This is a genomic window from Propioniciclava sp. (genome assembly GCF_036744435.1).
GTDB lineage: Bacteria > Actinomycetota > Actinomycetes > Propionibacteriales > Propionibacteriaceae > Propioniciclava.
In genome coordinates, this window is sequence record NZ_DAIOIA010000100.1 from 1 (window position 1) to 11365 (window position 11365).

General features: G+C 71.1%; 12 protein-coding genes. 6 read left to right on the top strand and 6 right to left on the bottom strand.

The features are described 5' to 3' along the window. Both V7E09_RS11800 and V7E09_RS11805 read right to left on the bottom strand, forming a co-directional pair. Positions 1-647: TerC family protein (locus V7E09_RS11800; RefSeq protein WP_442956884.1), on the bottom strand; the 647-nt coding region annotated here is incomplete at its 3' end. Positions 648-813: 166 nt separating this feature from the next. Then, the gene (locus V7E09_RS11805; protein WP_324511746.1) at positions 814-1497 is read right to left on the bottom strand and encodes a uracil-DNA glycosylase; all 684 of its coding nucleotides are present in this window, start codon (positions 1495-1497) and stop codon (positions 814-816) included. A gap of 69 nt (positions 1498-1566) precedes the next feature. Here V7E09_RS11805 and V7E09_RS11810 point away from each other — a divergent pair, with 69 nt between their 5' ends. The 3 genes from V7E09_RS11810 to V7E09_RS11820 all read left to right on the top strand — a co-directional run bounded on the left by V7E09_RS11810 (position 1567) and on the right by V7E09_RS11820 (position 4080). After that, a complete protein-coding gene (locus tag V7E09_RS11810) occupies positions 1567-2742 on the top strand; it encodes an AI-2E family transporter (RefSeq protein ID WP_324511745.1) in 1176 nt (391 codons plus the stop codon). 64 nt (positions 2743-2806) lie between these two features. Further along, on the top strand, positions 2807-3589 hold the full coding sequence (locus tag V7E09_RS11815; RefSeq protein ID WP_324511744.1) for a hypothetical protein: 783 nt from the start codon (positions 2807-2809) through the stop codon (positions 3587-3589). Next, complete coding sequence (locus tag V7E09_RS11820; RefSeq protein WP_324511743.1) at positions 3586-4080, top strand: DUF2089 domain-containing protein; 495 nt, start codon at positions 3586-3588, stop codon at positions 4078-4080. The genes V7E09_RS11815 and V7E09_RS11820 overlap by 4 nt, the downstream gene beginning before the upstream one ends. 56 nt (positions 4081-4136) lie before the next feature. Here V7E09_RS11820 and greA read toward each other — a convergent pair whose 3' ends face one another. Both greA and V7E09_RS11830 read right to left on the bottom strand, forming a co-directional pair. Next, positions 4137-4643: a transcription elongation factor GreA gene (greA, locus tag V7E09_RS11825; protein WP_324511742.1), complete on the bottom strand. Its 507-nt coding sequence runs from the start codon at positions 4641-4643 to the stop codon at positions 4137-4139. A 64-nt stretch (positions 4644-4707) separates the two neighbouring features. Beyond that, a complete protein-coding gene (locus V7E09_RS11830; protein WP_324511741.1) occupies positions 4708-5115 on the bottom strand; it encodes a DUF4307 domain-containing protein in 408 nt (135 codons plus the stop codon). A gap of 87 nt (positions 5116-5202) precedes the next feature. On the opposite strand from V7E09_RS11830, the gene mca reads away from it, so the two are divergent. The 3 genes from mca to V7E09_RS11845 are packed head-to-tail and all read left to right on the top strand — an operon-like array spanning position 5203 to position 8515. Then, entirely contained in the window at positions 5203-6141 is a 939-nt protein-coding gene (gene mca, locus V7E09_RS11835; RefSeq protein WP_324523435.1) for a mycothiol conjugate amidase Mca, read from the top strand. Further along, positions 6123-6335 (top strand): hypothetical protein, encoded by a 213-nt coding sequence (locus V7E09_RS11840; protein ID WP_324511740.1) that lies wholly within the window; start codon positions 6123-6125, stop codon positions 6333-6335. The genes mca and V7E09_RS11840 overlap by 19 nt, the downstream gene beginning before the upstream one ends. A 44-nt stretch (positions 6336-6379) precedes the next feature. Beyond that, positions 6380-8515 (top strand): thioredoxin domain-containing protein, encoded by a 2136-nt coding sequence (locus V7E09_RS11845; protein ID WP_324523436.1) that lies wholly within the window; start codon positions 6380-6382, stop codon positions 8513-8515. A 12-nt stretch (positions 8516-8527) separates the two neighbouring features. Here the strand turns inward: V7E09_RS11845 and V7E09_RS11850 are convergent, their stop codons facing one another. Next, positions 8528-10678, bottom strand: a complete 2151-nt coding sequence (locus V7E09_RS11850; protein ID WP_324523437.1) for a YhgE/Pip domain-containing protein — start codon at positions 10676-10678, stop codon at positions 8528-8530. Between the two features lies 1 nt (position 10679). Then, positions 10680-11365, bottom strand: a 686-nt coding sequence (locus V7E09_RS11855; RefSeq protein ID WP_324523438.1) for an ATP-binding cassette domain-containing protein, incomplete at its 5' end; no start/stop codon positions are given.

Sequence of the window (11365 nt, forward strand, 5' to 3'; positions counted from 1 at the left end):
GAGTCGAGCGCGAACATGACGTCGGTGCCGCCGATGGCGATCATGACCAGCAGCATGGGCGTCATCGCCTTGCGGCCGTCGACCACCGTGAACAGCTTGTCGCCGTCGTAGTAGTCGGTGGTGTGCATGAAGCGCTTGGCGATCTTGATGATGAAGTTGTTGGCCTCCGAGGATTCCTCGTCGTCGCCGTCCTTCTCAGGCTTGATGAGGTTGCCCGCGGTGATGAGCAGGATGAGGCCGAACAGGTAGAACACCCAGGCGAAGCTGTTGATGAGCGCGGTGCCCAGGAAGATGAACCCGGTGCGGAAGATCAGCGAGACGACGATGCCGAACATCAGCACCTTCTGCTGGTCGGCACGGGGCACCTTGAAGCTGCCCATGATGATGAGGAAGACGAACAGGTTGTCCACCGACAGCGACAACTCGGTGATGTAGCCCGCGTAATACTCCACGCCGGAGGTCTGCCCCATCTGCACCCACACGAAGACGCCGAACAAGATGGCGATCGACACGTAGATGCCGGTCCAGGTCGCGGACTCCTTGATCGTGGGGATGTGCGCCTTGCGCACGTGGAAGAAGAAGTCGAACGCCAACAGCCCCACGATCACGACCATCGTCACGATCCACTGGGTGGTTGATACCTCCATGAAGTGTGCCCTTTCGGCAGTCTCGTCGCCCGCGGCACCGCGTTGTCGGGCGGGCAGAGTTTCCGCCCTGTGCGCCGGCTCGTCCCCGCAGGGACCCCGCTCAGTGTAATGGTCGGACCGGGAGGAGGCACGACGGGTTGCACGCCCGCGGAGCCAGGCGGGCCCGTCAGGCGGCGGGTAGCGTCCAGTCGAGTGGCGGGGCGCCCTGAGCGACCAGGGCCGCGTTGGCCCGGCTGAACGGGCGGGAACCGAAGAACCCCGAGCGAGCCGACAGCGGGGAGGGGTGGGCGGAGGCGATGATCGGGATGGTGCCCAGCCTCGGGGTGAGCGCCTGCGCGTCACGGCCCCACAGGATCGCCACCATCGGGCCGCCGCGGGCCACCAGCGCCTCGATGGCGCGGTCCGTGACCGCCTCCCAGCCCTTGCCGCGATGGGAGGCGGGGGAGCCGGGCCGCACCGTCAGGCACCGGTTCAGGAGCAGGACGCCGCGATCGAACCAGGCCGACAGGTCGCCGTGGGCGGCAGGGGGGACGCCAAGATCGGTGGACAGCTCGGCGTAGATGTTCTGCAGCGAACGAGGTAGCGGACGCACGTGCGGAGCGACGGAGAAGGACAGCCCCACGGGATGCCCCACGGTCGGGTAAGGGTCCTGTCCGACGATGAGGACGCGCACGTCGGCCAACGGTCGCGAGAAGGCCCGCAACACCTGGTTCCCCGCCGGGAGATAGGGCCGCCCGGCCGCCAGTTCCGCTCGGAGGAAGTCGCCCATGGCCGCGATGTCGGGTGCGACCGGGGCCAGCGCCTGCGCCCAGTCGGGGGCCATCAGTTCGGACAGCGGGCGGGAGGTCACGTCACCAGGCTAGCCCTGCCCGGTCGCCGGGCGGGCGCCGCTAGGCTGGCCGCGGTGAAAGGAGCGTCCATGACCCTCAGCAACGCCCTGGCTCGTTTGTTCTCCCCCCGCGAGCCCGCTGCACCCGCCCCGCAGCCCATCATCGTCCAGGTGGAACAGCCCGAACCCGGCGTGGATCTGGCCCCCGAGATCCCGGCCGGCCTCACCGTCGCCGCCGGGTACGCGTGGCGGCTCCTGCTGCTCGGTGTCGGGGTGGTCGCCCTCTTCTCGGCGTTGGGCTACTTCTCCCAGCTCACCGTCCCGCTCGCCGTCGCGATCCTGTTGACGGCCATGCTGTATCCGGTCGCCGAGCAGCTCAAGCGCTGGGGCTGGCCGCCCGCGCTGGCCGCGCTGGCCGCCCTCCTGCTGCTGGTGCTGGTGGTGGCCGGGCTGCTGGGGTTCGTCGGCCAGCAGGTGGCCAGCGAGTTCCCGACGCTGGTGGAGCAGACCACCGCCGGGTTCTCGTCGCTGGTGGCCTGGCTCGGGACGCTGCCGTTCGGGATCAACCAGGCGCAACTCGACCAGTGGATCAGCATGGCGACGTCGTGGCTGCAGACGCAGGCCGCCACCCTGGCGACGGCTGCCGCCGGGATCGGCGCGGCCTTCGGCAACTTCTTCGCGGGGCTGGCGACCGCGCTCGTGGCCGCCTTCTTCTTCGCCTTCCAGGGCCGGACCATCTTCACCAACACGCTCGGCGTCGTCGTGCCGTCGCACTACCGGGGGCCGGTGGACCAGGCCGCCCGGCGCGGGTGGACCTCGCTGGTGGCCTACATGCGCTCGGCGGTCATCGTGGCCGCCGTGGACGCCGCGGGCGTCTCGCTGGCCGCCTTCTTGCTCGGCGTCCCGCTGGTGGGCGCGTTGTTCGCCCTCACCTTCTTCCTGTCGTTCATCCCGATCGTCGGGGCGGTGCTGGCGGGGTCGGTCGCCGTCGCTCTCGCACTGGTCACGCACGGCTGGGTGCAGGCGCTGATCATGCTGGGCGCGGTCATCCTCGTCATGCAGGCGGAGGGGAACTTCCTCCAGCCGCTGGTGATGGGTAAGGCCGTCAACGTCCACCCGCTGGCCGTCCTGCTCGGCATCACCGCGGGCGCGATCATCAGCGGGATTCTGGGAGCGCTGCTGGCGATCCCCGTGCTGGCGTTCACGGTCGCGTTCGTCAACTCGTTGCGGCATCCGGATCGATCGCCCTCGCCGGAGGCCGACTGAGTTCGGGGTGATCTCGGGGGCCGCGCTATTTTCCAGATTGGTAAGTTCGCCTAGCATTTAGTGCATGAGTGAGCCTGATCTTTCCGCGATCCTCGCGGACCTGGCGGCCGGACGCATCGATTCGGCCGAAGCGGCACGTCGCATCGAGGCGCTGCGAGGGCAGCCCGGCGACCCTGACCCGGGCGCTGACGAACCTGCCGGTCCCACCGGCGTGAAGGGCACCCAGCGCGTCGCGATCCGCGCGGTGGGACGCCGCGTCACCGTGGTCGGGGACGCCTCGGTCGCGACGGCGTCGGTCACCGGCGAACACGTCCTGCGACGCCAAGGCGACATCTTGGAGGTGTCGGCGGACGGCGAACTCGGACCCAAGCTGGAGGGGTTCAGCCTGCTCAATCCTCCCAAGAGCCTCGACGACCTCCGCGGGATCACCCTGGCCCGCGGTCTGACCGTGCGGGTCAACCCGGCCATCGAGGTCGACATCGAACTGACGGCAGGCAGCCTCAATGTCACGGGGGTGCCCTTCCTGGGGCGCGTCCGGGTGACCGCGGGCGGCATGGTCGCCAACGGGGTGCGGCGCGTCACCGATGCGCTCGTCCAGGCGGGGTCGGGCACCGTCGAGGGGCCGATCAACACGGGCCGGTCCCGGTTGAAGATCGAGTCCGGCTCGCTGACCGTGGCGCTGGCTCCCCGCTCGTCGGTCACGATGCGCGCGCAAACCCAGGTGGGCCGCGTCGTGTGGCCCGACGAGGCGGCCGCCGTCGACGAGTTCATCGTCGGCAACGGGACGGCCCGGCTCGACCTGGAGGTCGTGATGGGCACCGCGACGGTGCGGAAGGTGGAGCTGTGAGCGCCCCCTCGCACCTGCATCGCGCCCCCGCCGACTGCCCGGTGTGCGGGGAGCGGCTGGCCGTGTCGCGGCTCGGCTGCCCCGGCTGCGGAACCGAACTGGTGGGCTCGTTCGCGACCTGCCCCTATTGCGCGCTGGGGGAGGCCGACTTGGAGTTGCTGCGCGTCTTCCTCACCTCGCGGGGCAACCTCAAGGAGGTCGAGAAACACCTCGGGGTCTCGTACCCAACGGCGCGGTCGCGGTTCAACGACCTGCTGGACCGGCTGGGGATGCTGGAGCACCAGGACGGCGACCAGGGGTCGGCGTCTCCCCACGAGCCGGAGCCCGACCAGGAGGCGGAGTCGGTGCACCGGCCCGGGCCGTTCACGAGCGAGCCGTCCGCCGAGGCTACGCCTCCCGTGGGCAACGACGTCCGGGATCAGATCCTCGCGCAGGTCGCCTCCGGGACGCTGGCCCCCGATGTCGCCGCGGACCTGCTGGCTCGACTCTGACCTGAAGGACCAACGATGCCCCGGACGCCGCAGCGTCCGGGGCATCGTGGCTGACCTCAGCCGGAGTAGACGCCGAACTCGAGGATGGTGACGTTGATGGTGGACCCGTTCGGGGCGGCATAGGACACCTTCTGCCCCTTCTTCGCCCCCACGATCGCGGCCCCCAGGGGGGACTGCGGGCTGAACACGTCGATGGCGGTGTCGGTCACCCCGATCAGCTCGCGCGAGCCCAGCAGGAACGTGTCGGTGTCATCCGGGTCGTCGTCGTAGGCGATGGTCACCGTCATGCCGGGGGCGACCTTCTTGCTGCCTGCGGGCGCCTCGCCGATCTTCGCGTCGCGCAGCATCGCCTCCAGTTGGCGGATCCGCGCCTCCTGCTGCCCCTGCTCCTCGCGCGCGGCGTGATAGCCGCCGTTCTCGGAGAGGTCTCCTTCGTCACGTGCTTGGGCGATCTTCGCCGACACCGTGGTCCGTCCTTCGCCCTTGAGGTAGTCAAGCTCGTCGGTGAGCTTGTCGAAGGCCTCCTGGGTCAGCCAAACGGTGGAATTCTGTGCGTCAGACATTGCACGAGCTTATCAGCGGGTGCCCGTTCGAGAGCCGAGCGTGGGCCGCGCGCGGCAAGATGACTCAGCGGGGAGTGCAGTTCTCGACCTTCACCGAGGTGGCGCGCTTGAACGTGCGGATCGTGAGGTCGTGATCCTCCAGGGTCTGGTCGCCGGGCGGCAACTCGAGGGCGTACTGCCCGACCGTGTCGTAGGTGACTGCCTGGGCCGTGAAGGTGCACACCGCGGCCCGCTGCGGGTCGGGGCGCTGCGTCGTCACGCGCACGTCGATCGTCTGGTCGGAGGTGACGGTGAAGCTGACCACGCGGGCGCTGATGGCCGGGTTGGCCCCGTACAGCGCCGACCAGATCAGCCAGGCACCCCCCACGACCACGATGACGGCGACCCCGGCCAGCCAGAGCCAGCGCGGCGTCCGGCTCGCCGGATAGCGGCGGGCGATGCGGTCGGCGTCGGCGTTCGGCTGGGCACTCACCCCTCCATTGTGCCGGTCCCGGGCCGGACGCGGTGCGCCAGCGAGACCCGCGGCGAGGTGCTTGCGCGGCCGGGGAGAATGTCGCTCATGTCCGATGCTCCCCAGATCCGCGTGGCCGCCAACGGTGAGCCGCTGCGTTTGATGGCCGTCCACGCCCACCCCGACGACGAGTCCAGCAAAGGTGCCGCCACCATGGCCAAGTACGTGGCCGAGGGCGTGCAAGTCCTGGTCGTGACAGCGACGGGCGGCGAGCGCGGGGACATCCTGAACCCCGCCATGGACACCCCGGAGAACCAGGCGGGGATCCCGGCCCTGCGCCAGGCCGAGATGGCCAAGGCGCGCGAGATCCTCGGCGTCGACCAGGTGTGGCTGGGCTATGTGGACTCCGGGCTGCCCGAAGGAGACCCGCTGCCGCCACTGCCGGAGGGCTCCTTCGCGGCCGGGGACCTGGAGGAGGAGTCGACCGCCCTGGCGCGCATCATTCGCGCCTTCCGGCCGCACGTGCTCCTCACCTACGACGAGAACGGGGGCTACCCGCACCCCGACCACATTCGCACCCACGAGATCAGCGTCCGGGGCGTCGAGATCGCCGCCGACCCGCTGGCGCCCGCCTCCCTCGGCGAGCCCTGGCAGGTGCTCAAGGTCTACTACCACCAGAACTTCCATCGCGCGCGGGCGCTGGCACTGGACGCCGTCATGCACGAACTCGGTCTCGATTCTCCGTACCGGGAGCGGTTGGCGTCCTGGCCGGAGGATCCCACCCAGGCGGCCCGGCTGACGACGTTCATCCCGGCGGGCGACTTCTTCGAGGTCCGCGACGATGCGCTGCGCGCGCACGCCACCCAGGTGGACCCGAACGGGTTCTGGTTCGCGGTGCCGCTGGCCCTGCAGCGCAAGGCGTGGCCCACCGAGGACTTTCAGCTGGCGCAGTCCCACGTCCCCTCGACGCTGCCCGAAGACGACCTGTTCGCCGGGATTCCGACGCGAACCGCGGATAAGGTGGACGCGTGGTACTACACGATCTAGGCGCGCAACAGGCACCCGGCTGGCTCAACCTGGTGCTCGTCCTGGTACTCCTCATCGCCTTGGCCCTGCTCTTCTTCAACATGCGCAAGCATCTGCGCAAGGCCGACTACCCGGATCTGCCGACCTCGGCCGAGGTCCGCGAACAGCAGGCCCGCGACGCCGCACAGCAGGGCGCCGGGGGCGATCAGCGCTGAGCTGATGGCGTCGGAAGGGGCGGGTGTCTGGCAGGGTTGAGCCCATGCCGAACCGCCTCGCCGACGCGACCAGCCCCTACCTGTTGCAGCACGCCAGCAACCCGGTGGACTGGTGGTCGTGGGGGCCCGAGGCGTTCGCCGAAGCCCGCCGCCGCGACGTCCCCGTCCTGATCAGCATCGGCTACTCCGCGTGCCACTGGTGCCACGTGATGGCACACGAGTCCTTCGAGGACGCCGACGTCGCCGCCCTCGTCAACGAGCACTTCGTCGCGATCAAGGTGGATCGCGAGGAGCGTCCCGACGTGGACGCGGTCTACATGCGCGCCACCCAGGCGCTCACCGGGCAGGGCGGCTGGCCGATGACCGTGTTCGCGACCCCCGAGGGGCTGCCCTACTTCGCAGGCACCTACTTCCCGCCCCAGCCCACCGACGCGCAGCCGTCCTTCACCCAGGTGGTGGACGCCCTGGGGCAGGCGTGGCGCGATCGCCGCGACGAGGTGCTGGATTCGGCGTCCGCGATCGCCGATCAGCTCACCGCCATCAACGCCCTCCCCCTGGCGCAGACCGCCCCCGACGTGTGGCCGCTGATCGACGCGCTGGCCGCCGACTTCGACCTGCTGCATGGTGGGTTCGGGGGAGCACCCAAGTTCCCCGCCCCGCTGCTCATCGACGCGCTGCTCGTCAAGGGGGAGGCCGGGACCCTCGATCTGGCCCAGCGGACCCTGGAGGCGATGGCCCGCGGCGGCATCCACGATCAGATCGGCGGAGGCTTCCACCGCTACGCCGTCGACGCGGGCTGGGTGGTGCCCCACTTCGAGAAGATGCTCTACGACAACGCCCTGCTGCTGGGGGCCTATGCGCGCGGCTGGCGGCGCACCCCGCAGCACGACGCGCAACTGCGTGCCCTGTTCGAGCGGGTCGTCCGCTCCCTGGTGGGGTGGTTGCAGCGCGAGATGACGGTGTCCGGCGGTGGCTTCGGCGCCTCGCTGGACGCCGATTCCGCCGACATCCGCGGCATGGCGCACGAGGGCATCTACTACGTGTGGAACCCCGAACTCCTCGGCGACGCGCTGAGTTCTGAAGACGCCGCCTGGGCGGCGCACACCTTCCACGTCACCACGGCCGGGACGTTCGAGCACGGCCTCTCCACGCTGCAGTTGCGGGGAGCCCCGGAGCCCGACCGGCTCGCCGCCGTGTCCGCGCGTTTGCTGGAGGTGCGCGGCAACCGGTTCGCGCCGCCGCGCGACGACAAGGTCATCGCCTCCTGGAACGGCTGGGCGATCGACTCCCTGCTGAGCGCCGCCATGATCTTCGGCGAGCGCGCCTGGGTCGACCTGGCCCGCGATGCGGCCGAGTACCTGTGGGCGACCCACCGGACGCCGGCGGGCCTGGTGCGCAGTTCCCTGAACGGCGTCGCCGGGGATGCCCCGGGGACCGCCGAGGACTACGGCGCCGCCGCCCTCGCGTTCGCGCGGCTCGCGGGTGTGCTGGGGGAGGCGTCCTGGCTGGAGCGCGCGGAGGCGCTGCTCGCCGACGCGCTGGTGCGTTTCGACGCCCCCGGCGGAGGCTTCTACGACGGCGCCGCGGACGACCTCTACACGCGCCCCCGCGACGTCCAGGACAACCCGACCCCCTCAGGCACGATGAGCCTCGTCGCCGCTCTGCGGCTGGTGGGCCTGCTGGCCGGTCGTCCCGAGCTGATCGCCCGCGCCGACGCCGCCGCCGCGACCACCTGGGGCACCGTGGAGGCGGCTCCCCGGTTCGCGCCCGCCGCCCTGGCCGACCTGCTGGCCGCCGACGAGGCACGTCAGGGCATGCGCCCGGCGCTCGCCGTCGTGCTGGATCCGGACGCCGACCCGCTCAACGAATCCGCGCGCGCCGTCTGGCGGATGGCACCCGCGGGCACCGCGGTGCTTTCCGGGGTGCCGGGGACGCCCGGGTTCGGGGGCGCCTTCGACGGGTTGGGGCTCGCGCCCGACGCGGATCCCGAACAGGCGGCGTCCGGGCTGCTCACCCACGCCCGCATCGGGGCGTCGGGCCAGGTCAGCGAGGCTGAGGAGTACGACGAGCACGAGATCGTCCCGCTCGCCCAGACCGTGCACGTCACCCGCAACGGCCACCGGTTCGCCCCCGCCCGATCCGTCCAGGACGCCCGCCGCGCCCTGTGGAGCCGCGCCTGAGCCGGGCCCCGGTCACCCCAGCGGCGGGTGCAGGTCCTTCGCGGTGAACTGACGCCGCCGGTGCACCACCACGACGAGGAGCCCCACGCAGGACACCAGGAGCGCGATCATCAAGGCGGCGTCGCGGGCGAGCTTGCTCATCAGACCACCCGAGATGCAGATCCGGAAGGCGTCGATGGCATACGTCATCGGCATGACGTGCCCGATGGTCGCGAAGAACGGCGGCAGCAACTCGGGCGGATAGGTGCCCCCCGAACTGGACAACTGAAGGATGAGGACGATCAGCATGGCGGCGGTCGCCACCAGGCCCAGCGAGGTCCGCAGTAGGTGAGCCACCGACGAGAACGCCAACGCGATCAAGGTGACCATGCCGATCATCAGCCACGGGTGCACCGGGTCCAGACCCAGCCCGATCCAGGCGGCGGCCAGCATCAGCCAACCCGCCAGCACCGAGATCCCCGCGAGCGGCAGCCAGGCGGTGATGGCGATCCGCAGGTCCCCAGCCCGACCGGCGATGACCCGGCCGGTGATGGGCCGGACCAGGAAGAACGCCGAGATGCCGAGCACCCACAAGGCGATGGAGAAGAACATCGGGGCCAGCCCGCGGCCGTAGACGTGGGCCGGGTTCTCGACCTGCATCGTGACGTCGACGGGGGCCGACAGCACCTGCACGGCGTCGGCGGTCTGGTCGGGCGTCAACGCGGGAATCCGGGCGGCACCCTCGGCGAGTTGGGTGGCGAGCTCGTGGGCCCCGGTCGCGAGCTGGCCCAGGCCGTCGTCCAGCGTCGCGGCGCCGTCGGCGAGCTGATGGTTGCCCGCAGCGAGCTGGGTGGCGCCGTCGCGGAGCTGGCCCGCCCCCGTGGCGAGCGTCCCGAGTCCCGAGGCCAGCGTGTGGGCTGAGGGAGCGGCCGTTCCGAGACCCTGATCGAGCTGCTGGGCCCCCGCTGCCACCTGGTGGGCGCCGTCGTTGAGCTGGTCGATCTTCGCCTGCGCCTCACTGGCCTTCGCGGAGAGATCGCCCGCGCCCTGAACGGCGGCATGAGCTGCGGCGGCGTCGGCGGCGGCCGAGGTCAGGTCGGTGCTGATGGTGCCCGCGGTCGTGTTGGCCCGCTCCAGGGACGCCTGCAGGCGCTGGACGCGCGGGTCGGAGGCCAGCTCGGGGTGATCGGCGAGGAGGGCATCCAGGTCGGAGACCGCCGAGGAGGTGTGCGCCGAGACGGAGTCGCTGCCCGTCGCGAGCTTGGCTGAGACGTCCGCGATGGTCGCCGACGCACGGGTGACGCGGTCCTGGACGGCGGGCAGCTTGTCGGCGGCCAGCGTCAGGATCGGGTCGAGCGTGTCGGCCAACTGCTGCGTCCCGCCCGCGACCTGCGAGGCGCCCGCGCTCAGGGTGCCCGCCCCGGCGTCCAGGCGATCCAGACCGGAGGCCAACTGGGTGGCGCCGTCGCGGGCGGTCGCGCTGCCGCCGGCGACTTGCGTCGCCCCGGCGGCTAGGGAGTCGGCACCCGTTGCCGCGGTGGCGGCGCCCGAGCGCAGCTGGGTGCTGCCGTCGTGGGCGGTGACCAGTCCGGCGTCGAGTTGCGCGGCGCCGTCGGCGGCCTGCGTCATGCCGTCCCTGATGGTGGCCAGGTTGGCGAACACCGCCTCGAAGTAGCTGCGCACCGCCGTCTCGTCGATGGCGCGGGCGATGCTGTTCTGGGCGCTGTTGGTGATCGTGCCGATCACGAAGCCGTTGGCGTCGTTGCGCTGCAACATGATCTGGGCGCGGCGGGGGTCGGTGCCCTGCCCGCTGACCAGGTCGGTGGAGAAGGAGTCCGGGACGGTGATCACCAGGTAGTAGCGCCCCTCCGACAGCCCGCTCGCGGCGTCGGCGTCGTTGGTGTCGACGAAGTCGAAGGTGTTGGCGCGGTGCAGGCTGTCGACGAAGTCCTGCCCGGCGGTGACCGGGGAGCCGTTCGCGGTGGCCGGGACGTCGTGGTTGACGACCGCCACGGGGACCCGGTCCAAGCGGCCGTACGGATCCCAGTTGCCGGCCAGGTAGATGCAGCCGTACAGCAGCGGGATGAGCAGGATGAACCCGAGCGCGAGCCGGGGCAGCGGTCCACGGAAGCGCTTGAGCTCGAACCGGGCGAGGGTGAGCGGGTTGTTGGCCGAGTCTCGCATGTCAGGCCTCCGGTTCCAGGTCGATGATGATGGCGTCGTCGGGGATGACGGTGCGTTCGGTGGTGGACGCGATGACCGGTTGGCCGTCCGCGGTGAGAGCGGCGATCCCCGCCCACAGGGCGCGCTGGTCCTCCAGGGTGGTGTCGTCGTCGAGGTCGTCCAGCGCCACGACGGTGGCGGGCCGGACGCAGGCCAGCGCGAGCGCCGCACGGGTCTGGTCGAGCGGGGGCAAGGCGCCGAACAGCGTGGTCAGCGGAGCCTCGAGACCGAGCAGCCGGGCTGCGTGGAGGTACAAGGCGGTGCGCGATCGGGGGTGGGCGCCGTCGAACAGCGTCCGCTCGGTGAGGCAGTCCTCCAGCGTCAGGGAGGATTCCGGTTCGATCAGCCCGACGATCCGGGCGATCGACGTCAGGGTGCGCACCTGCCCGGGGTGCCTGCGGGCATCGACGCCCCCCACCCGCAGGTCGCCCGTGACCGGCCGCATCCGGCCCGTGAGGGCGAGCAGGAGCGTCGACTTTCCGGCCCCGGCAGGCCCCACGACGGCGGCGAAACGGCCTGCAGGGATCACGATGTCGAGGTCGGTGAAGGCGGGATCGTGGGTCGCCATGCCGAACCCGCGCGCCTCGATGATTGCGGGTGCGGGTGCGGGTGCGGGTGCGGGTGCGGGTGCGGGTGCGGGTGCGGGTG

Coding starts and splice junctions, on each gene's coding strand:
- V7E09_RS11810 (WP_324511745.1), top strand. CDS start 1,567: ATGACCCTCAGCAACGCCCTGGCTCGTTTGTTCTCCCCCCGCGAGCCC.
- V7E09_RS11815 (WP_324511744.1), top strand. CDS start 2,807: ATGAGTGAGCCTGATCTTTCCGCGATCCTCGCGGACCTGGCGGCCGGA.
- V7E09_RS11850 (WP_324523437.1), bottom strand. CDS start 10,678: ATGCGAGACTCGGCCAACAACCCGCTCACCCTCGCCCGGTTCGAGCTC.
- greA (WP_324511742.1), bottom strand. CDS start 4,643: ATGTCTGACGCACAGAATTCCACCGTTTGGCTGACCCAGGAGGCCTTC.
- mca (WP_324523435.1), top strand. CDS start 5,203: ATGTCCGATGCTCCCCAGATCCGCGTGGCCGCCAACGGTGAGCCGCTG.
- V7E09_RS11845 (WP_324523436.1), top strand. CDS start 6,380: ATGCCGAACCGCCTCGCCGACGCGACCAGCCCCTACCTGTTGCAGCAC.